Source organism: Frankia nepalensis (genome assembly GCF_016786325.1).
In the GTDB taxonomy this organism is placed as follows: Bacteria; Actinomycetota; Actinomycetes; order Frankiales; family Frankiaceae; genus Pseudofrankia; species Pseudofrankia nepalensis.
This window is the reverse complement of the sequence record NZ_JADWYU010000136.1, coordinates 1-22,128: the sequence shown is the minus strand read 5'-3', so window position 1 is coordinate 22,128 and position 22,128 is coordinate 1. Positions and strand designations below refer to the sequence as shown.

Here is a 22,128-nt window from a genome sequence, read left to right as displayed (position 1 = left end):
TCTCCTGCGAGGGGTAGGCAGGTCGGTGCGTTGTTACGGGGTGATGCCGGTGGCGGTCAGGACGGCGAGCAGGGGGTAGGTCAGGAACGCGACGAAGGCGAGGGCGACCGTGGCGGCGGGGAGTTCGAGTTCGGCGTCGGCGGTGGCGGCCTGGGCGCGGGCGTCGGCGGCTTCGGTGGCCCGTAGGTGGGTAGCTTTGGATTCCATGGCGAGGACGGGGGAGGCGCCGCGCAGGGCCGAGGTGACGGTGAGTCGTAGCTCGCGCCATTCCGGCAGCGGGATGCGGGCGGCGAGCTGGTCGAGGCCGCTGTCGGGGGGTTGGCGTCGGGTGGCGGCGGTGTCGAGGGCGGCGCGGATCTGGGTGAAGGCCCAGCCGGTGCCGGCGTCGGCGGCCAGGCGTAGTGCGGCGTGCAGGGTGAGGCCGCCGGCGAGCAGGACGCGGACGAGGTCGAGGTAGGCGGCGACCGCGAGCCGTGCCTCCTGCCGCCGCGCCTTCGCGACCGTCCGGACCGGCCGGTCTGCGACCAGCACCCCGACCGGGACCGCCAACGCGACGAGCACCGGGCCGATCAGGGACGGCAGCGGCAGCCCGGTGAGCGCCGCGGCGACGGCGAGCAGCGCGCCAGCAAGCGCGGCGATCGTGGCATGGGTGACCCGGACGGCGGTATGGACGACGGGGTCACGACCGGCGACCGCGAGATCATCGGCGAGCAGCAGCCGCCGCGCCCGTGCCGTCCCGGCGGTGTCGGTGACCCGAGCGGTGAGCCAGGCCGCGCCAGCCCGCGTCCACCGCTTCGGCCGACCAGACGACAGCGGGGCAGGCGGGGCGAGCGCGGCGCGCAGGGCCAGGTAGAGACCGGTGACGGCGACCGCGCCGCACAGCCCGGTCAGCAGCCCGGCCGCGGGCAGACCATGCATCACGCCTCCCGGTGGAAGAAGTCGGGGACCGTGGGCGGGCGGGAGCGGCGCAGTAGCGCGCGCACGGCCGCTCCGACGAGCGCCAGGTCCGCGCCGAGGACAAGCTGGCCCCACGGGGTGCGGTACGGGGTCAGCAGAGCGGGCCAGGCAGCGAGCAGGGCGGCGGTGGTCAGCGCGAACAGGCCAAGGAGCAGGGCCATCGCCCGGCGATGCCGAGCCCGGCCGGCATGCAGATCCCGCACGACCGCTACCCGGTGACGGGTGGCCTCGACCTGGCTGGCCATCAGCCGGCCCAGCTCGCCCGCGCCGTGCCGGTAGGCCAGTGTCAACGCGGCCACGACCTGGCCGACCGCCGGATGGGCCGTCTCGCGGTGGAACGCCGCCAGCGCCGTGGGTAGAGATTGCTGGGCGTCGAGGTGACGGGCCAGCGCCGTCAGCGGAGCGGCCAGCGGTGGCGGCGGTAGCTGGCAGGAGGCGGCGACCGCGGCGCGCAGTGGCTGGCCGGCGTCGAGTTCCTGGCGGACGGTTTCGCACCAGGTCGCGACTGCCTCCCCGAGCTCGTTGACCGCCGGTACCGTCCGCACACCGCGTGCCTCACGGGCCAGCCACGCCAGCCCGCCGGCGACCAGCGCGAGCACCGGCAGCCCAACCAGCACCCCCACGACCAGGCCCGCACCGGCCACCGCCCCGACCGGACCGGCCTCCGCCGGCAGCGACCCCCACCGGTCGGCGACACCATCCCCGCCGCCGGTCCGCTGCCGCCGCCGCGAGGCGCTGCCGGTAGGCCGGCTGGCTGGCCAGGTCAGGTGGCCGGACACCGCCAGTACCAGCAGCGCGACTCCGGCTCCGGCCGTGCCGCCGGCGCAGGCCAGCGCGAGGACCCGCAGCCCGCCGCTCACCACGCACCGCCAGTCGGCGCCGAGCGCCGGGGGCGGAACTGGTCGGGGTCGGTGACGGTGGCGAGTTTGGCGGTCAGCTGCTCGGACAGGTCGACCTCGGTGCGTACGGCCCGGGCGGCGCGGGGGTGCCAGCGCCACAGCTCGGCGGAGCTGACGGAGCCGGCCCGGTACTCGCCGATCTCCCGGATGCTGGTGACCACCCGGCCGGCGGGGTGTTGGGCGACGTGGACGACCAGGTCGACCGTCGCCGCGATCGTCTCGAGCACCACGGTCTCGGGGACGGTGCGTGAGCTGATCGCGGCGTAGGTCCGCAGCCGGCCGATGACGTCGGCGGCGCTCGGGGCGTGAACCGTGGTCGCGACGCCGTGGGCGATGCCCTGCCCGGCGGCGAGCAGCAGGGGCAGCACGCCGCCGTCGGGTTTGAGCTCCCCGAGCAGCACCCGCCCCGGGGTCTGGCGGCGCAGATCCGCGGTCAGATACCGCTCCATGGGATATTCGCCCCGGCCGTCGACGTTCGCCTCGCGGGCCTCGAACTCGACCAGGTTGCGCCACCGGGTCCGGTCCAGAAACAGCTCGGCCTCGTCCTCGACGACCACGACCCGCTCCAACGCCCGGTCGGTCGGGGTCGCGTTCGCCCAGGCGCGCAGCAAGGTGGTCTTCCCAGCCCCGGTCCCACCGGAGATGACCAGGCCGAACGGGACCTGTAGCGCCGCGGTCGCCGCCAACAGCGCCACCAGATCGGGTCCGCACATCCCGGTCCCGGCCAGGCCCATCAGGGTGTCCAGCGCGGGGGTGAACAGCCGGCAGTCCAGATGGGTCAGCGAGGTGACCCGGCCGACCGCGTGCACCCGCACCCCGTTCGGCAGCCGGAACCGGACCGACGGGTTGGCCTCGTCGAACCGCCGACCGGCCAGCGCCGCGTGCCCGGCCGCCCACTCCCACACCTCCTCGTCGGAGGCGAACGGAGACGGGGACTCGACCCGCTGGCCGCTGGTCCGATCGGTGCAGATCATGTTGACCGCGCCGTTGACCTCGACGTCGCTCCACCGGTGCGCCGCCGTCAACGCCGGACCCAGCGGCCCCAGCTCCGCCCGCGCCGCGCGCGCCCGCCGCCGGATCACGTCCTCCACCGTCGGCAGCAACGCGGGCCGGCCCTCGGCCGCTGCCTGCTGGCGGGCCGCGACGAGCACCGCGGTGATCGTCTCCTCGACGAGTGCGCCCCGCTCCGCGGCCCGCACCGGCATTCCCGTGCGGCGGGCCTGCGTCAACCGCGCGTCGACCAGCTCCCCGATCCGGGCCACATAGGCCTCGACCAGCTTGTCGTCGATCAGCCCGACCGATGGCCGGTCCGACAACCTGCCCGCCGCCGGCCACCGCACGTCGGCTGTCCCGGGTGCCGTGGTCTCCGCCGTCAGCGGCGCCCGCCCGGGACCTGACCGCCGGCCCGCCGACGCGGGCATCGAGCTCGTGGCCCGGGCCGCGACCGGCGCCGGCCCGCCACGGTCCTGCGCCGCCCGACCCGCCAGGTGGCCGGCGGTGTCGCTGTTCGAGGGACGGGGAGGGGGCATCATCGACCACTCCCGGCCGTGCCAGCGAACCCGTCGCCGCTGCTCGTCGTACTGACGGCTGCGCGGGTCGGCGTCGCGGACGGATACCCGGTCGGTGTGCCGGCCGGGCCAGCGGAAGGAACGGTCGTCGTGGGGTTGACCGTCGCGGCCCCACCTCTCCCGCCGGTGTTCGGATCCCCCATGACATCGGGGGAGGTAGCGCCCAGCAGACGAACCCCGGGACTCACCGCGGCCACCGTCGCGACCCGGGCCGCCAGCTCCGCGGGAACCGCCAGGTAGACAACCGTCTCCCCGGTCCCGGAAGTACCCGACGGGCGACCGACCTCGGTCACCGTCACGGCGCGCGCCAGCGTCACCGCGGTCTTCGTCACCGGGTCGACCCCGACGACGTCGACCCGCTCACCCGGGCGCAGCGCCGACGACGGCAACCCCGCCGGATCCACCGCGACGCCGAGCGTCAACGTTCCCGCGGGTCCGGCCACCGAACCCACCAGCTCCGGCGTCAGCAACGTCCCCGCCGGAAGATCCACCAGTGCCTGCCGGCCCAGCAGAAGATCCCGCGCCGTCGCCGGGGTCGCCAGCCGTACCGCGCCGCCGTCCGCCGCGACCCGGACCTGCGCCAGGTCGCCCGCCGTCACCACCTGCCCGCGCGCGACAGGCCGGGCCAGCGCCACCGCGTCCACCATCTGCTGCCCGCCAGATCCGAGCCACAACGCCCCGCCCGCGCCCAGCACCGCGAGCAGCAGCCCGGCCAACACCCCACCCCACCGCCGCCCGGGTTGCCTCGGTGTCGACCTGCCCGCGGTGTCAAGACCGTCATCCAGGTCGGCGTCGTCCCAGTGATCGGTGTAGGCCATCACCCACCACCCGCCCGCCACTCGCAGGCCCCCAGCGGGTTCGCCGGTCGCTGTCCATCGCCGAGGTGAACGGTCGGCCGCAAGCTGGCTGGCCGGTGGGCGTGAGGTCTGGTTGGAGTGGGTGGCATCTCGGAGCGTTGGCCGCCGGCGAGGGTGAGCGGCGGGGTCAGGGCTGTGATCATGAACCGTTTCTCTCCAGGGCCTGGTACTCGCGGACCACGGCCTCCAGCGGAGTCGTGGTGATCAGGGGCTCGAGGACGCCCTCCTGGCCGTCACTGGCCGCCCAGGTGACCGACCAGCGGATCGACAGCGACGCCGGCCAGAACCGGCCGTTCGGAGCCGCCGACGAGGCATCGCGGTAGACGTAGGAACAGTCCGGCGCGGCGGTCGGCGCCGGCCCGGACGCGTCGAACGTCGGACCCGGGCCGGCGCAGGTGACCGGCGCGGCGCCGTCACCCGGGTCGAAGACCAACTCCACCGGGGTAGCCGTCACCGTCACCGACAGGCCCAGTGCCTCAGCCGAGCCCGTGACCGCGGTCCACTGGCCCGCCGGGGCGGCGAACCAGGTCGCCACGTTCACGACCAGGCCCCGGGCGAGGTCCGGCGAGAGCACCGGCTCGGGCAACGGCAACCGACGGCGCACGTCGTCGACCGCTGAGGCCCGCACACTCGGCACGTCGGCCAGGGCGAACCACTGCCAGCTCGTGACTGTGCCGTCCTCGCAGATTCGGGCGTAGAGCCGCGACGTCGACCCATCCGGCTCTACCCGATCGGCCTCGTGCACCTGGCCGTTCTCGGGAACCACCTGGCCGATCGTGCCGGTTACCGCTGTACTCGGCTGCCACACACAACTCGGCACCGGCTCGACGACACCGTCTCCGCCTGCGGGGCTGGGCCCGGCGTTCCCTGCCGAGACCGAGGCGAGAAGCTGCTGCCGGTCCTGGTCGGTCCTTGCTTCCCCCTCGCCGGCAACGCCCCCGTTGAAGAAGGTGATGGGCCGGTCCGCGCGGGCGGGGCCAGCTGAGAGGGCCACGAGCGCGAAGCTGGCCAGCACGGTTGTCACGCGGGCTGCGGTCAGCCGGCGGGCCGAGGCGGACACCGGTTCTCGCCTTCCCAGCTGTCGACGAGTTCGCCGCCGTCGATCTTCCAGGTGCCATCACCCTGTTCAACCCAGATCAGACGGGTGCGTCCGCTGGCCGGAGTGTTGTTGACGACGATGTCCTTGCCATCCGGCGCGCGGTTGACCCCGTCGATGACGGTGCCGGTGTCGTAGCCACAGACGGTCGCGGTAGCCCGCCCAGCAGGTGGAGGCGCATCCACGTGGATGTCCTCGATCACGTAGTAGTCGTCGGCGCTTGGCCGGATGACATAGCCGCGCTCAGCGAGCCACGCGACATCTCCCCGGATGTTGCGAGCCGGCACCGACCCGTCCACATAGACGGCGAGCAGGGCCTCGACCAGGACTTGGTCGCGTGGGTTGGCCATGGCGGCTCGGTAGGCGTCGTAGTACTGCTTCTGGGCCGCCGTGACGGCGGCGCGGACTTCGGCTGCGGGGTCCGCCGGTGACGCCGTCGTCGTGCTGCCTGGCTGGCTCGAGACCGGCGGAGGGCTGTCGCCGTCATCCGAGCCGCCGCAGGCACCGGCGGTCAGACACATGCCAAGCAGAACCGCCAACATGGCGGTTCGCGTGCGGAGGCGCGATGTCCTGTTGTGGAAATGCGATGGCCACATCTGGTCATTCGCTGTCCGCATCTGGACGTTCCGTGTCCTGATGTGGACACGACGGCTGTCGACGGCATTCGGCTCGCGGCATTCTGGTCGCGGGCGGGTATGCAACGAGTCCTCCAACAAGCGCGACTGGGACGCCTCGGCACTGAGACGCTGGAGCCCCGCCGCCGTAGCGGCAGGAGCGGCGAAACCCCAGCCCACCCAGGTTTCCGCCACAAGGCAGAGCAGCGTAGCCACTCGGCCGGTGGTGGCCGGCCGAGCGTGAACGGCCATCAGGGCGAATCCCGCCCGGGTAGCCAGGAATAATCCTTCGTGAAAGGGTGGTACCACAGGAATATGCGCTTGAATAGCCGTACGATCCAGCTCTGTGGATAACTTTTGCCGACCGTTGGACACCGTCCGTCACCGGAGTGGCGGAGAGCCCGCGAGGGCCTCACCATGAGCGCATTCGCGGACCGCCGCACAGCCCACCGGGCTGTCCACTCCTCTTCCGCCGGGAGGCGCCTGTGCACGTAGCTGGGCTCTACCGCCCTGTGCCGCCCGATGCCGGCGCCGACGTTTGCGTGCCGTCCGATGCCGTCCTGGATGGTGCCGGGATCTTCGGTCGCTGGACGTCCCGTGGCCTGCTGCTCGACCCGTCGGCGCCGCGCCCCGGCCGCCAGCACGCTCATGTCAACGCAGAGATCCGGACGGACGGCTGGATCGACTACCCAGCGTGGCGAAAGTGATTCGCGCCACACGATTGGAGGTGGGGAGTCTCACCGGAGTTGACATCCCCGCCCGACGCACGGCCCAGCACAGCGACGCGCGGCCTTCCGACGTCCCGACGCCAAAGACCCGGGGCCGTTAGTGGCCACGTGCATGAGCTGGCGGTCACGTCGCCACCTTCACGTCTCTCCCACCCTCAACCACCTGCCCATGACCTCCCGCGGCCGGTGCCAGCTGGCCCTGGCTGGACCGGCCGCGATCTCCCTGGCTCGATCACCACATCACCTGGTAGGCCCCATGACCCTCGCCGCCTCCGCGCCGCCCGCCCCCGGCGGCGCGTCCTTCCAACCGATCACCCCGCACGCCCCCACCGACCCGATCCGGCCCCCAGCTGCACCCCTCGACGGCCACTCCCACTGGGCCGCGCTCGACGACCAGGCTGCGGACAGCCGGGGCACCGCCGCGGAACGAGCGCTCCGCCCGGGTAGGCGCTGGTGGCGCGACGGGGACGTCTGGACCCGGCTCGCCACCGTGGCCGCCGTGCTCACCGTGGCTGGCATCGCCGCCGCCGTCTCCTACAAACACATGCATGGCGTCGCTCTCGAGCACGGCGAGGACCCCGTCGCCGCCGCGATCATCCCCATCTCAGTGGACGGTCTGATCGTCGCCGCGTCTCTGACGCTGCTCGCCGACAGCCGAGCGGGCCGGCGTCGCACCTGGCTGCCCTACACGCTGCTCGTCCTCGGTTCGGCGGCGAGCCTGGCCGCCAACGTCATGCACGCCGAACCCACCCTGGCCGCCCGGATCATCGCCGCCTGGCCGCCACTCGCCCTGATCGGGGCCTACGAGTTGCTCATGCGGCAGATCCGCGCCACCCGTCCCACCGACGACACCAGGGCCTGGGCGCGTCGACGCGCCGTCCCGCGCGCAGGCAGCGCGGGTGAACATCCCGCACGGACCGCCATGCCCGGCATCCTCGCGGACGCGCGTCCGACGCCACAGCCGGACGACGGGCCCACTGACCCAGGCGCGCCTGCTGTAGCCGCGTCGATGGCGGGATCTTCATGGACTGCCTACCAGCCGGCCGGCGGAGACGAGCCCGCCATGGCGGAGCCCAGTTCGCCGGGCCCGGTGCTGGCCGGTCAGCTGGGCATCCTGAGCGAGGGCGACGCGGGACCGACCCTCGGACGCCGGCCGGACGTCACGGGGCTGGAAGGCACCTGGTCGCTCCCGTCACCGACCTCGACCGGCGCGCCGGGTGGTGAACCGGCCAGCGCGACCGGTGCCTCCCCGGCGCCGGTATGGATCCCGGAGACGGTGCCTGTGCCCGGGCAGCGAGCGCGGACCGCCCCGACACGGGTGACGCCGTCCGACCTGCCGCGCGTCGCTGAACCGGTCGACAGCACGCTCCCGGCGGCGCCGGTCTCTGGTGATTCGCCGGCCAGCGAAGGATCCGAACCGCCAGCCGGCAGCCAACGCGCCACCGGATCATCGACGCCGCCACGGCGGGCCCGGTTCGTCAGCAAACGCGCCCGGCTCGCGGCCCTTCTGGCCACCCTCGACCCGGACGACCCGCGCACCGACTACGCCCTCGCCCGCGATCTCGCCCCCATGTTGAAACTGCACGAGGGCACCGCGCGCCGCTACATCGCCGAACTACGAACCACAACCGCGGCCTGACCGGGGCGGCCAGGTCTCGCGAACGCCGAACGAAACAGCGCTTCGACAGGGGTGATGGCGGTCGGGTTCGGCTTCGCGGTGTGGTCTGCCGGGTGATGGTGATGGCGGTACAACCCTTGTCATGGCGGACCACTGGGGAGCTGTCCGGCGTTCGGGGCGGCGCTGGTTGCTGGCGGTCGCTGGCCTGGCGGGGCTGGGCGCGGTCATGGCGGTGGTGGCGATCTGGCATCTGCCGGACCGGATGTACACCGACCAGGCGGCCCAGGCGTCGCTGCAGGGCGGGCTGTTGACCGCGGCCGCGGCGCTGACGGCGGTCGCTGGCGGTCTGATCGCGTTGGACGAGACCAGGCGGGCGAACGCGAACACCCATGTCCGGGAGTTCTACGTCGAGGCGGTGAAGCTGCTCAACGATCCGGACAACCTCGGTGTCCGCCTCGCCGGCATCTACGCCCTGGAACGCGTCGCGGTCGACTCCCCGGCGGATCAGCGCACCATCGTCGAGGTCCTGTCTGCCTTCGTCCGCGAGAATGCCAGCCCGCCGGCGCCAGACCCGGCCGATGCCGCCGCGGGCCGACGGTATGGGACCGACGTGAAGGCGGCGGTGACCGTCCTGGGACGCCTGCCCGCGCGCAGCCTCGTCCCTCGTGCCGCGTTGAACCTGCTCGGAGGTCTGCCCGACCCGACGGTCATTCCCCGTGCCGACCTCGGCGGCGTCGACCTGCCGAACCTCGTCCTCATGCGGGCGAACCTCACCGGCGCCTCCCTGACGGGGGCGAACCTGGCCGGTGCCCTGCTGAACTGGACGAATCTGAGTGAATCCATGCTGGTCCAGGTGAACCTGCGCGGCGCTTTGCTGGAAGGGACGAACCTGACGCGCGTGAGGTTGGACGAGGCCGAGCTGACTGGTGCCTCACTGAAATGGGCGAACCTGACCGGGGCCATGCTGAACGGGGCGAACCTGACCGACGCGACGCTGACCTCGGCGGACCTGACCCGCGCGACGCTGGACGGGGCGGATCTGAGCCGCGCGCGGGGCCTGCGACAGACACAGGTGGACGTGGCGGAAGGAAACCCGCGGACCCAACTGCCAGCGGGCATCAACCGGCCGGCATGGTGGACCTGAACAGCGCGCCATTGGCGATCATCTGTGAGTCATGGCGCCGTCTGGCTGCTGGGCTGGCGGAGGCGGGAGATCAGTCGACCGCGTCGACATACCAGAGTCGGGCCGTGCCGTCGACGCCGGTGGCGGTGGCCAGCAGCCGCCCGTCTGGGCTGAACGCCACCGACCTGTGCGAACCGGACACCGCGTCGTCGGGCGTCTCGGTGGGGCCGGTGAGGGTGGCCAGTGGCTGATCGACGCTGCCGCGGCTGCTGGTGGACCACAACCGGGCGTTGCTGTTGTCGCCGGTGGCCAGCAGCCGCCCGTCCGGACTGAACATCACTGAGTTGACCGCGCCGGTGTGGCCGGTGAGGGTGGCCAGTGGCCGGTCGAGGGCGCCTCGGCTGCTAGCGCTCCATAGCTGGGCGTTGCCGCCGTCGCTGGCGGTGGCCAGCAGTCGCCCGTCAGGGCTGAACGTCACATCCAGGATCCAGTCGCCGTAGCCGAGGAGGATGGCTGGCGCCCGATCGACGGTACCGCGGCTGCTGGTGTCCCACAGACGAGTGCTGCCAGTGCCGTCCGTGGTGGCCAGCAACCGCCCGTCAGGGCTGAACGCGACGTCGTAGATGCCGTCGCTGTGGCCGGTGAGGGTGGTCAGCGGCCGAGTGACGTTGCCGCGACTACTGGTGGTCCACAGTTGAACAGTGCCGTCGTAGCTGGCGGTGGCCAGCAGCCCTCCGTCCGGACTGAACGCCACATTGTCGACCCAGTCGGTGTGGCCGGCGAAGGTGGCCAGTGGCTGAGCGATGCTGCCACGCCTGCTGGTATCCCACAGCAGGGCGGTGCCGTCGTAGCTGGCGGTGGCCAGCAGCCGCCCGTCAGGGCTGAACGCCGCGTCGTAGACCAGGTCGGTGTGGCCGATCAGGACGGCCAGCGGCCGGTCGACGCTGCCGCGGCTGCTGGTGTCCCACAGCCGGGCGGTGTGGTCGTCGCTGGCGGTGGCCAGCAATCGCCCATCTGGACTGAACGTGGCCGCGTTGACCCAGTCGCCGTGGCCGGTGAGGGTAGCCAGCGGCCGGTCGACGCTGCCGCGGCTGCTGGTGTCCCATAGCCGGGCGGTGTGGTCGTCGCTGGCGGTGGCCAGCAGCACCCCATCCGAACTGAACGCCACCGAGCTGACTGAGCCGTTGTGTCCGATGAGGGTGGCTGCCAGCGGGCCGGTAGCTTGCCCTCCGCGCAGGAGCACGACCAGTAGGGACGCCGCGGTGACAACGAGCGCCGCAGCGACCAGGAGCAGTTTGCCTCTCCTCGATCGGAGCGCGCCGCGTCGGCGCCTCGTGCCCGGCGGAAGGCCACCGGCGGCACCGGTACCGGTCGTGGCCGGCGTCGCGAGCAGGGCGTCGGCCGTGGCACGGCGGGGCCTGGCCGAGGAGCCGGTGGTTCTGGGCGGGATGGTTGGCAGCGAGGGGACCGCGACGTGACGGACGGGGTCGGTCAGCTGCAGTGGTAGGCCGGTGTCGGCCAGCCAGGCCGGACCGTAGACGGCCACAGCGGCGGCGGCCAACGCGGCGGCGAAGCTGTCGGCGTCCGGATACCGGTCGGCCGGGTCCTTCGCCAGTGTGCGCAGCACGACGTCGGTGACCCGCCGGGGTACCCCGTGTACCGGCGGGGGTGGGCTGGTCAGGTGCTGGTGCCACAGCTGCGGCGGCGACAGGGTCGGGTCGAACGGTGGGGCGCCGGTCAGCAACTGGTAGAGCACCACCCCGAGGGCGTACAGGTCGGTCGCCGGGCTCAACCGGCCACCAGCGATCTGTTCCGGGGCCATGTACAACGGGGTGCCAGCCCCGTGGGGGGCTCCGGTCACCCCCGACCCGGTGAACATCCGGGCGATGCCGAAGTCGCCGAGCTTCGCCATCCCGGCGGTGTCGAACAGGACGTTGGCCATCTTGATGTCGCGGTGCAGGATGCCGCGCTCGTGGGCGTGGGCGAGGCCGGCGGCGATCGCCAGCCCCACCGCGCATATCTCGGGTTGACTGAGGTCACGCCAGCGGCTGGTCAGGGTGCCGCCGCCGAGCAGCTCCATCACGATCAGGCCGAGCCCGTCGGCTTCCAGATAGTCGTGGACCCGCACGATGTGCGGATGATCCAGACTGGCCAGCATCTCGGCCTCGGAGGTGAACTCCCCGCCGACCATGGCGGCCTCGGCCGGAATGACCTTGATGGCCACGTCACGTCGGAGTCGCTTGTGCCGTCCAACGACGACCAGCCCGAACCCGCCTGCCCCCAGCTGGGCGCCGATCTTGTAGCCGGGTAGTGCGGCGGCGACCCGCCCTCGATCAATGATCACCTGGCGGAACGCCTCCGCCACGCAAACAGCTCACATGGCCGCATCATGCCGACCCCCGTACCCCCTGCGGCCGGTCCGGCATCACCCGGCCGCGTTTCCTATCAGAAGCAGCATTGTCACAGGAACCGACGGAAGACGACCACGACTCCCCGGACAGGCCGTCGTCCCGGCGAGGTTGACCGTGCCGGGTCGACAGGGTTCGGTGACGGCTGGCGAGCCCCCTGACCTCGCGTACTGGCCCAACCCGCGGCTGAGATGGCGCGCACACAGGCGGGCCCATGGGAGCTGGCCTGCCTCGCGGTGGGTTGGTTTCGGCTGAGCGGCTCGGCCCGGCTGGCGCTTTGACGTCGTGGGCCGCGATGTCGTCTGGGATGCGCCGATGGCCGCGCCGCTCGTCGCGAGGTGGTTCGCGATGACGTTCGCGAGGGCCTCGGCGATGACAGCCGGGGGCAGCGTCGGGTTTTTCGGTGCCTGTGCCGTCCGGATGTGGGCCGGGCGGGTGCCGTCCTGGCGTGCGCGGAGGCGGCGGCGACATGGCGTGGCTCGACCCCAACCCGGTCCCTCGAGCACGGTCACGACGACCCGTCGCCTGGGCTGGCCGTCGGTCCCACGAGACGGAACCGGCCCGGCCTGGCGAGGCGGGCCGGCGATGATCGCGACGGCGAAGGTATTGCGGGTCCAGGCCCGGGACACAGGGGAGGTCGCGAAGGCGGCGCGGGCGGTCGTGCACTACGTGCAGGGCGGGCAGGCGCCGTCGGTCGACCCGTTGGCGCGGTACTTCGGCCGAGGACGAGCGCGTGGGTCGGCGGCCGAGTTGGTGGGGCTACGGGGTGAGGTACCGGCGTTGGCGCTGGAGCGGCTGCTGCGGGGCGAGCACGCGGTCACGGGCCGGCCGTTGCTGGCGGCAGCCGGTTCGGCTGGCCGGGTGATCCGCCTATCCGTGTCAGCCGACGCGGCTGCTCGGGAAGCGGTCGCCATCGCCGGGCCTGATGATCTGTTGACGTTGGCACAGGCGTCCGAGGTAGCCGGCGTGAGCGCGGCCTACCTGCGCCTTCTCGTCAGCCGTAGCGCCGAAGCGCGGGCGGCGGCGCCGGCCGACGCGGCCACGCAGGCAGGCATTCCCGACCCCGGCGACGAGGCCGCGCGCACGGGCGACGGACTACTACGCGGGTCGGCGGACCAGTTGACGGGAGTGCGGGGGCGGCGGGGGTGGCTGGTGCGGCGGGGCGAGTTGGAGCGGTGGTGTGTGGCGCGGACGCCGCCGGCGACGGTGCTTGGCTATGACGTGGTGTGTGCGGCGCCGAAGTCGGTGAGCCTGTTATGGGCGTTCGGTGACGAGGCGCTGCGCGCGGATGTGGCCGCCGCGTTGGACGCGGCGGTGGACGCGACGATCAGCTATCTGGAGCGTCATGGCGCGTTCGGGGTCGTGCGGGGACAGAGCCGCCACGCGCTGGGTCTGGCGGTCGCGTCCTACCTGCACGATGTGTCGCGCAGTGTCGAGGCGCATCTGCATGTCCACAACATTGTGATCAACGCGGTCGTCGTCGCCACCCATCCCGACGGCCAGGACCCGGCGGCCGAGGAGAGCTGGGACTGGCGGGCGCTGGACGGGGAGCTGTTCCTGGCCGAGGTGAAGACCGCGGGTTATGTCGGTGCGGCGGTGCTGCGCCATGAGCTGACGGCGCGGCGTGGGGTGGTCTGGGAGCCGGCCCGTAACGGGGTCGCCGAGATCGCGTCGTTCCCCGTCGACCTGCTCGCCGCGTTCTCGACGAGGCACAGGGAGGTGGTCGAGGAGTTCACGCAGCTTGTCGCTGCCGGGTTCGAGCCGTCGGGGGCTACCGAGGCTGCTGCGCAGCGGGGTTCTCGGGTGGCCAAGCGGGTGCAGGCCGATGCCGAGGTTCAGGTGTTGCAGGCGGAGCGGCTGGCGGTGGCGGGTTTCACGGTCGACCAGGTCCGCGGCCTCGCCCCTGCCCGGTCGGAGCCGGTCCGGTCGACGGGTCTGGGCAAGGAGCAGGTCGCCGTCCTGTTCGACGGGTTGGCGGGGGCGTTCGGGCTGACCGAGCATGCGACGACGTTCACCCGTCGCGACGTCGTCCAGCACATCGCTGGCCTCGCGGGCGATCGCCTGGACGCTGACGGGATCGAGCACTTGGTCGACCGGTTCCTCGCCGACCGGCGGGTGGTCGTCCTACATGACACGACCCGCACCCGACGCCGCCACCAGCCCGCGGCCGTCTACACCGTGGAGAATCTGCTCACCGCGGAGGACACCCTGCTCGCCCTGGTCCGCCAGGGCGAGGTCGCCGCTGGTGCCGCGCCTCGCCTGCTCATCGACCCGGCGACGCTTGAGACTCAGCTGGCCGCCCTCACGCACCGGGCGACGACGGCACGCCCGGGCGCGGGCCGCGCGGAGGTGGACGACGCCCCGCCTGCGTCACCGGTTTCCGAGGTTGCCGAAGCTCGGTGGACCTCGTGCGTCCCGGCGTCGGCCGAGAGGAACCAAGGCCGTCGGCGCGCCGCGGAACGCGGAGATCACCTGCCCACCGCGCTCGCCACGACGGCGTCCGCCGCTGGGCGGCCGGTGCTGACGGCGGAGCAGATCGGCCTGCTGCGTCGGCTGCTGACCTCCGGGGACCTGGTCCGCCCGTTCGTCGGCCCGGCCGGGACGGGCAAGACCGAGGCGATGCGTGCCCTGACCGCCATCGTGACCGCCGCTGGCCGGCGGGTGTTCGCGACCGCGCACGGAGGCCGCCAAGCCGAAGAACTTGCTGAGCGGATCGGTGTCCCGACGCGGGTCGTGGCCAGCTGGCTGACCCTGCTCGACCATGTCGACGATCCGGCGCAGGTGTGGCCGGCGGGGTCGGTGCTGATCGTGGACGAGGCGACCCAGGTCTCGACTCGCCATGCCGAACGGCTGTTGCGGCATGCCACCCGTACAGGCACGGTCGTGATCGCGCTGGGTGACCCGGCGCAGCTGGGTTCGGTCGACGCCGGTGGCTGGTTCACCCACCTCGTCGCCGACACCGTCGACGTGCCGGCGCTGGTGACCGTGCATCGCCAGGCCGGCGCGGAGATGGCGCCGATTCGCGCCGCGCTCGCCGCGCTGCGCGCCGACGCCGCGCCTGCGACTCGCGCCGCTCTCGACCGGCTCGCCGCCGCGGGCCATATCGTGCTCGCCGAGACCGCCGACCAGTTGCTTGAGCGCGCCGTCGCGGACTGGTACACCGAACGCCGTCAGGTCATCCACCCCACGACCGATGCCACCAGCGCGCAGGTGCGGGCCACACCAGACGGCGCGAACGGCGCGAACGGCGCGGAGCCGCGCCGGGCAGACGGCGGGAACGGCGCGGACGGCGCGAGGTCTTCCATGGCGCCCCGGCCGGCGATGGTGCGGATGATGGCCGAACGCCAACGCGACGTCGACACCCTCAACACCGCCGCCCGCGCCCTGCTCACCGCCGACGGCACCCTGACCGGCCCGGTCCTGGCCGTCGCGGGCCGGGAGTTCCAGGTCGGCGACGAGGTCATCACGCTCACCCAGGCCGGCCACACCCTCATCCCCGCCGGGCGGCCGAAGTCGGCCTACATCCGCACCGGCACCGTCGGCGTCATCACCACAGTCCACCTCGCCGACGACCCCGCCGCACAGGCACTGGAGGTGTACTTCCCGAGCAAGGGAACCGTGCGCGTGCCCTGGGAATACCTGACCCACCGGTTCGAGGACGGCCGCGACGGCGGCCTCGGCCACGCCTACGCCATCACCGCGGCCAAGGCCCAGGGCGCCACCATGGACACCGCCCGTGCCGTCGTCCCCGACGACACCACCCGCCCCGCCCTCTACGTCATGCTCTCCCGCACCCGGCGAGACCTACACGCCTACGTCCTACGGCGCGACGAACTCCGAGACAGTGACGACGACGAGGGCTGGCTACCCACGGTCACCGAACCGGACGGGCCACTCGAGCGGCTCGCCGACCGGCTCGCCCGCACCCGCACCGAACGCCTCGCCACCGACCACGACCCCGACGTCGCGACCGTCCACCAGCTCCGCACCCGCCACACCCTCGCCGAACTCACCGCCCTACGCCTCGAAGCCACCCCCTCCACCCGAATCGCGCCGCACGAGCAGGTCTCCACCGCGCACGACAGATCCGACCGCGCCGACGCGGTCGGACCGCGCCACCCTCACGCCGGCGGCGCGTCCACGGACGCGCCGAACGCGCCATCCACGCCGCCCCACGCGCCGATCGCGCCGAAAACGGCGCCGGACGCGCCGGTCGGCGCGCCCGAGACGGCGCGGACCGGCGCGATCCGCGCCGATCCGCCACGCCAGGTCCTGCTCCGCCGCGCCGAACTCGCCGCCGAAGCCGTGCTACGCGCCGCCGCGCTCGCCGACCCGCCACCTGAGCTGCTTGCCCGCATCGGCCCGCGCCCGGCCGGCGGGCCGGCACGCGCCGGCTGGGAGGACACGGTCACCGCGCTCGCGATCTACCACGCCCGCCACCAGCCACCCGCCCCCACCCACGAGGTCGGCCCGCCACCCGGCGCCACCGCCGCCGCCCGCCGCCGCGACCCATGGCTGCGCCACCACGACGACGCCGTCCACCTCGCCACCACCTGGGCAGCCACCCTCCTAGAGCCCGCCCGAACACGGTTCCACAGCGGCGGCGAGTCCGTGGCCCGCGCCCAGGCGATCGCCGGCCTGCACACCCTGCTCGACCACGGCCACCCCGCCGACCAGCTGGCAGCCGCGCTCACCCACGACCCGGTCACCGACATCCGAACCGGTGCGGCGGTACTCGCCCACCGGGTCGCCGACCTGTGCCACCGAGCCGGCCTCGACCCGACGCACTACCAACTACCCGCCCCGCGCACCGCCCAGGACGACTGGAACCACGCCGCCCACCTCTTCACCACCGCCGAGATCAACCACCTCGTCACCTGGCCCACCGCCACCCTGGCCGCCGAACACCGCACCCTCGACACCCAGCTCCGCCCGGTGCACCATCCCGCCACGACGGACGGGGCCACGGCGACGCGCTTCCAGGCACAGGCCCGCCGGGCCCTCCTCGAGACCGCGCTCGACCGCCAGACCAGCCGCGCCGCCCTGCGCGCCCGCACCGAACCACCCGGCTACCTCAAGACCCTCCTCGGCCCCCGTCCGGCCGAGCGGTCCACTACCGCCTGGGATGAGGCCGCCCACCGCGTCGAGCACTACCGCCACCACGAACTCGGCCTTGCCTACGGAACCCCCGCGGCCCCCGGCGACCCCGACCCGATCCGCCAAGCCCTCGGCACCCGTCCGAACGAGCCACACGCCGCCGCGGCCTACGACCACGCCTCCCAGCCCGAACCCGGCCTCGACCTCCAGCTACCGCTCTGACCACATCAGGATCATCGGCCCGGTAGCCAAGAGATATCCCTTCAGCGCGGAGTACTCCTTGGGGCAACAACAGCGGGGCACTGATATCGGAGTGCGCTCCGACGCGAATATCAGGCCGGTGTCCACCGCGTGAAGCTACAAGCCCGTTCAATCGCCGCACGCGCCACAACAACGGAGGCGATCATAAAAGCCTTTCATAGAAATCTCAATCAAGCGGGAAGCGGGATCATGCCGGAGCGCCGGGAGCCCTGGACCGCGGGCCTGGGGCCGCCCCGCAGGGCCGCCGGCGCCAGCCACTCCGAAAGGCACCGCCTTCGGAAGCGGCAACTACAACCCCTCGGTGGTCACGCCGACGCTCCGGCACACATGGCGATTGCGCTGACGCGCAATCGCCCAGAAAAGGTCCGGCGTTCGTGCCGCGCCGTGCGGACGGCCGGTGGTCGGAAAATGGAGCACTGGGGACTGATTGGTCTGGTCAGTGCTGGTCGCGCTGGGCAAGGGCCATGCTGCCGCGCCGGTCTGTGCCGTGGACGCTGGCGCGCCCACGGCACAGACCGGCTTGCCACCGGATGGCGGTGGACAGGCGAGCGGCGTGGTCCGAATCGACGCCGAGCCCCATCGCAGACTCGCCACAGCCTTCACCGAACTCGCATCGGCCGTCTGACCAGGCAACCAACCCGCCCTGCCATGTTCTGCGCCGGCTCGACGCAACAGCCCGCCCTCTTACTGGCTGATCGTGATGGAAAGGATCTGCGGCTTGCTCGCGGGGGCGCCGCCGCTGCCACGCCCTCGACACCTGGGCTGGTGATCTTGTCGAGGATGTCGAGGCCCTGGGTGATCTGACCGAAGACGGTGTAGTTGCCGGCGAGCACCGAGGCACCGTCGGCCGTCGGGTCGGCGTAGTTGATGAAGAACTGGCTGCCGTTGGTGTCGGCGCCGGCGTTCGCCATCGCGAGCACGCCCCGGTTGTAGTTCACGCCCTCGGTGTTCTCGTTCTTGTACGTGAACCCAGGGCCACCGCTACCGGTGCCGGTGGGGTCGCCGCACTGCAGCACGAAGATGCCGGCCTCCGCCCCGGCGGTCTCCCGGTGGCAGGGCGTGTCGTCGAAGTACTTCGCCTGGGCCAGCTGCAGGAACGCGCGTACCGTGCACGGCGCCTTCGCCGCGTCCAGGGTCGCGACCATCGTGCCGAGGCTGGTGTTGATCGTCATCGTCGCCGGCCTGGTGTTGACCGTCGGCGCCGACGGCGGCATCGCGACGTCCCTGGCCGGCGCGGCGCCGGAGCCGTCCTTCGTGTAGACGCAGTCGCCGACCTTGGACGTCGCGAGCGTGTCGGCGCCGAGAGCGTTGACGCCTAGAAGTAGTGGTGCTGGGACCGCTCGCGGTGTCTGGAGAGTCGTCTGCCGATGAGCCACCGCCGGTGGACAGCACAATGCCTGTGATCGCGCTAGCGATGACGACCACGAGGAGGGCGATGATCAAGCCGTAGCGCCGCGATCGGCTGGTGAAGGGACCTGTTGGCCGGCTTGGCGTCGCGTTGCCTGCCGCGAAGCGGCCGGAACCCGTAGGTCCACCGCCGGTGTACCAGGCGGCGATGCGGGGCCAGCAGCGTCGCCGGAGTCACCAACCGGCATGCCCGGACCTCCCGGGGGAGCGACCGGCCCACCACGGCCAGGACCGCGCGGTCTGGCCAGGTGAACCGAGGCCGCCCGACCTGTCGGCGTAGGACCGAGACCTCATGGCGCAGCACCAGCAGCACTAGCGTCCTCGCCGCGTCGCTACGCGTCAGCAGGACGAGCCAGCCGAACACCCGCACCATGACCAAATACATCAGCCGCCGCCCCATGGTGGCGATCATGTCAATGGCGCCTGGCGGCGAACCCGCAGGTCAGCGGCCCGACATCGACTTCTGGCACGGTACAGCTACGCGGACGGCCGTCCTGGGAACAGTGGGACGACCTGACCACCATGCCCGCCGTACGACCGCAGAGCAGATGTGGTCACGCACCGACGTACGGCCCGCGGACGTCTCCAGTCCTCAACTGTCACCGCCGGGTTCCAGTCATGCGGATGGCCGCCACGTCTCGCCCTTGTGGAACAGGCCGCGCGGGCGGCCGAGAGGAAGGTCGAGGTGGGTGCGGACGCCCGGCGGTGCGGCGACGACGTCGTGGATCAGGTTGACGGCGGACATGCCGGTCCAGATCCGGCCGGGGTAGCCGGGGTCACCGGTCGCGCTGGGCTCGAGATGTTCCAGGGTGATCTTCGTGGCTGGCTCGCCGAAGAACTCCAGAATGTAGCGGTTCGTGCCGTCGCAGATGTCCGGCGTGAGGTCGTCGGCCATCTTCCAGTTCGACAGGAAGACCAGGGCCGGGCGGCCGTCGACGATCGCCTCCCAGCGCCGGCGCATGCCGGCTACGGTCCCGGCCCGGATCACCCCGGCGGCGATGGTGAGATCCCGGTCGCTGACGGCCATGGTGAGCTCGTGCGAATATCGCTCGACGTTCAGGCCGAGTGCGGTGGCGAGCAGTGCCATCGACTCCGCATAGGGAGCGTCGACCTCGCCCATGATGGCGACGGCGTGCTTGCGGGCCTCGTCGGGCGTGAGGCCGAAACCGAAGAGATCGAAAATCATCTTGGCGCCTGGGTGGTCGCTGAAGTCGCACACCTCGGTGACGACCAACTGGTCGATCCGGCTCAGCAACCGGGATGCGACGAGCGGGAAGATGTCACCGACGAACCCCGGGTGGATGCCGCCTCCGTGCAGCGTCGTGCCCCCGGCCTCGCAGGCGGCCTGAAGGCGGGCTGTGCGCTCGTCGTCTGGCGGCGGGAAGGTGAGGCCCACGGCCGTGACGACGTTCTTCCCGGACCGCAGCAGCTCCTCGAGTTCGTCGATGTCGACCTTGAGTGGCAGGTAGTTCACACAGTCCGCGTCCAGGGCGAGGAGCGCTTCCCTGTCCGTCGTGGCGGTGACACCGAGGGGGCCGATCCCGGCGAGGGCTCCCGCGTCGACGCCGTTCTTGTCCGCCGAGGTCGTATAGACGCCGACGAGCTCGAACGCCGGGTTCGCCGCGAAGTGGCGGATGGCGATCTGGCCGATCTTTCCCGTGCACCACTGGATGACACGAACGGGTTGAGATGAGGTGGTCATGAGTCCTCTCCTGTTGAGGTGGTCGCAGGCGGCTACCTGGCTGTGAGGCTGTTGTGTTGTGAGGAGTCGGAGCACGCTGGCCGCCTCCGGTTAGCACGAACCAGGACGGCCAGCACCACGGCCGGCGGCAAGATGGACTTGCTGGTCTTCCCACCGCTCGACCGCCCCAGTAAGGCAACCGCGGCCATGCTGACTTCGCCTACGGCGCCGTCGCTCCGAAGAGGTTTGTAGAAAGCCATTCGGGCCGGCGCCGGCCCGGGCGATCGTCGCGGCGACCGCGTCAGGCCGGCCGGTGACGAGAAATACGCCGGCCGTGAGCCTTCTTCGCTGAGCAGGTCCGTCGTGGGAACAATCGGTCTCGGCAGGCGATGCTGTCGAGCATCGCACTGACCCACGGCTTCGGATTCCGACGGACGAACGTCTGGAAATCCGCAGTCCAAGCGCCGTGAGGTGCGCGTATTTTCTGATGGTTTCCGCGGTGGAGAAATTCTGCGGCAGCCGATTGTGCTCCCCGCGTTCTCCAAGAGCGGGGCCAATGGGGAGGGGTGCCAGCTGACCGGCTGACCTCGCGGCTAAGCCGCTTGCTACCCGGCTGTTCGCGCGCGGACCGAGCCTGCGGTGATCAGAGGTAGCTCGTCGACGGTCACCAGTCCTGGCGGGGCGGCGACGACCGCGGGGATCGCGTTGACCGCGGGGTTGGCGGTGTGGGCGTGGTAGTCGATGGGGTCGTCCGAGTTGAGATACTCCACGCGCATGCGGATACCGGGCACGCCGACGATCTCCACCCGGTGCCCCTCGTCGATGGGCCAGTTCGGCTCCATCGCGTTGCCTAACCGCCAGAGCAGGCCGATCTCGACGAGCGGATGGCCGTCGACGATTCCAGACCAGGTGCCGTTGATGCCGCAGACGGTTCCCTTGGGGATCTGCATCCAGCCGAGGTCGATGTCCTCGGTGGCCAGCCCGAGCTCCCGGGTGTAGCGGACATCGTCCAGCTCCACGCCGACCGCCTTGGCTAACATTTCTACCGCGTCCATAAAGACCAGCTGGCGCAGGCGAGCGAACTCACCGATGCCTGGGGTGTCGGGCGTCTTCCCGAAGCCAAGCGCCGACCAGGTCTCCTCTGACTCGTAGGAGGAGCAGTCCGCGGCCTCGAAGATGGAGATGCGCTCCAGTTCCCGGCATCCGGACGCGGCGGTGAGCGTGATGGCGCCGATCAGGCCGGGGCTGATACCGGTGCCGTAGACGGAGACCCCGCCGCGGCGGGCGGCCTCGTCGATGCGCTTCATCTCGCCGTCGCCATACGAGTGGCCCGTGATGAAGTTCGCCGTGGAGATGACGTTGATGCCCGACTCCAGCAGCCGCACCATCGCGTCGACGTCCCACAGCAGCGGCATATACAAGACGACGTCAGGCTTCAGGGCGATGATGTCATCGATGTCGGCCGTCGCGATGATGCCGATCGGGTCGGTGCCGAGCAGTTCGCCGACGTCCCTGCCAGCCTTCTCGGGGCTCCACGCGAAGCAGCCCACCAGCTCCAGCGCGGGGTGCTTGAGCACACCCCGCACCGCAGCCTTGGCCACGCCGCCCGTTGTCCACTGAACCACGCGGATCGCCACGCTGATACTCCTTCGCGCCGTCGAACCGATGTGCGCCGTTTGCCTCGCCCAACCTACGCAGCCATGCTGACCACGGTCAACATCCTGGGTCGTTGGCCTGGCTCCGGTAGCGTGAAAGCATGGCGCCCGACGCTTCGACGACCCGTACCGCCGGCGCCCGTGCTGGGCAGGGTCAGC

The 22,128-nt window shown here is 71.8% G+C and carries 13 protein-coding genes and 1 pseudogene; 3 read left to right on the top strand and 11 right to left on the bottom strand.

Annotated features, from left to right (window positions below; genetic code table 11):
- Positions 1 to 33: 33 nt before the first annotated feature.
- From I6A81_RS18925 to I6A81_RS18900, 6 genes are all read right to left on the bottom strand, one after another.
- Positions 34 to 918: a secretion system protein gene (locus I6A81_RS18925; protein WP_202999917.1), complete on the bottom strand. Its 885-nt coding sequence runs from the start codon at positions 916 to 918 to the stop codon at positions 34 to 36.
- Positions 918 to 1,817, bottom strand: coding sequence for a type II secretion system F family protein (locus I6A81_RS18920; protein ID WP_202999919.1), 900 nt, complete (start codon positions 1,815 to 1,817; stop codon positions 918 to 920). Before I6A81_RS18920 ends, I6A81_RS18925 begins: the two co-directional genes overlap by 1 nt.
- Positions 1,814 to 3,388, bottom strand: coding sequence for an ATPase, T2SS/T4P/T4SS family (locus I6A81_RS18915; protein ID WP_238428260.1), 1,575 nt, complete (start codon positions 3,386 to 3,388; stop codon positions 1,814 to 1,816). Before I6A81_RS18915 ends, I6A81_RS18920 begins: the two co-directional genes overlap by 4 nt.
- Complete coding sequence (locus I6A81_RS18910) at positions 3,385 to 4,242, bottom strand: SAF domain-containing protein (protein ID WP_202999921.1); 858 nt, start codon at positions 4,240 to 4,242, stop codon at positions 3,385 to 3,387. Before I6A81_RS18910 ends, I6A81_RS18915 begins: the two co-directional genes overlap by 4 nt.
- Before the next feature lie 178 nt (positions 4,243 to 4,420).
- Positions 4,421 to 5,305, bottom strand: coding sequence for a hypothetical protein (locus I6A81_RS18905; RefSeq protein ID WP_202999924.1), 885 nt, complete (start codon positions 5,303 to 5,305; stop codon positions 4,421 to 4,423).
- Between the two features lie 11 nt (positions 5,306 to 5,316).
- Entirely contained in the window at positions 5,317 to 6,207 is an 891-nt protein-coding gene (locus I6A81_RS18900; protein WP_202999926.1) for a hypothetical protein, read from the bottom strand.
- 768 nt (positions 6,208 to 6,975) lie between these two features.
- On the opposite strand from I6A81_RS18900, the gene I6A81_RS18895 reads away from it, so the two are divergent.
- Together I6A81_RS18895 and I6A81_RS18890 are read left to right on the top strand one after the other, a co-directional pair.
- Positions 6,976 to 8,358, top strand: coding sequence for a DUF2637 domain-containing protein (locus I6A81_RS18895; RefSeq protein ID WP_202999928.1), 1,383 nt, complete (start codon positions 6,976 to 6,978; stop codon positions 8,356 to 8,358).
- 121 nt (positions 8,359 to 8,479) lie between these two features.
- Positions 8,480 to 9,481 carry a pentapeptide repeat-containing protein gene (locus I6A81_RS18890; protein WP_202999929.1) on the top strand — a complete coding sequence of 334 codons (1,002 nt, stop codon included), beginning with the start codon at positions 8,480 to 8,482 and terminating at the stop codon, positions 9,479 to 9,481.
- Positions 9,482 to 9,551: 70 nt separating this feature from the next.
- Here the strand turns inward: I6A81_RS18890 and I6A81_RS18885 are convergent, their stop codons facing one another.
- A complete protein-coding gene (locus tag I6A81_RS18885) occupies positions 9,552 to 11,825 on the bottom strand; it encodes a WD40 repeat domain-containing serine/threonine protein kinase (protein WP_202999930.1) in 2,274 nt (757 codons plus the stop codon).
- 628 nt (positions 11,826 to 12,453) lie between these two features.
- Here I6A81_RS18885 and mobF point away from each other — a divergent pair.
- Positions 12,454 to 17,187: a MobF family relaxase gene (gene mobF, locus I6A81_RS18880; protein WP_202999931.1), complete on the top strand. Its 4,734-nt coding sequence runs from the start codon at positions 12,454 to 12,456 to the stop codon at positions 17,185 to 17,187.
- A 638-nt stretch (positions 17,188 to 17,825) separates the two neighbouring features.
- Here the strand turns inward: mobF and I6A81_RS18875 are convergent.
- From I6A81_RS18875 to I6A81_RS18860, 4 genes and pseudogenes are all read right to left on the bottom strand, one after another.
- On the bottom strand, positions 17,826 to 18,602 hold the full coding sequence (locus tag I6A81_RS18875; RefSeq protein WP_307875332.1) for a peptidylprolyl isomerase: 777 nt from the start codon (positions 18,600 to 18,602) through the stop codon (positions 17,826 to 17,828).
- 139 nt (positions 18,603 to 18,741) lie between these two features.
- Positions 18,742 to 19,033: pseudogene (locus I6A81_RS18870) on the bottom strand (integrase); the annotation flags it as partial.
- A 216-nt stretch (positions 19,034 to 19,249) separates the two neighbouring features.
- Positions 19,250 to 20,335 carry an NAD(P)H-dependent amine dehydrogenase family protein gene (locus I6A81_RS18865; protein WP_202999932.1) on the bottom strand — a complete coding sequence of 362 codons (1,086 nt, stop codon included), beginning with the start codon at positions 20,333 to 20,335 and terminating at the stop codon, positions 19,250 to 19,252.
- A 584-nt stretch (positions 20,336 to 20,919) separates the two neighbouring features.
- A complete protein-coding gene (locus I6A81_RS18860) occupies positions 20,920 to 21,951 on the bottom strand; it encodes an NAD(P)H-dependent amine dehydrogenase family protein (protein WP_202999933.1) in 1,032 nt (343 codons plus the stop codon).
- Positions 21,952 to 22,128: the final 177 nt, after the last annotated feature.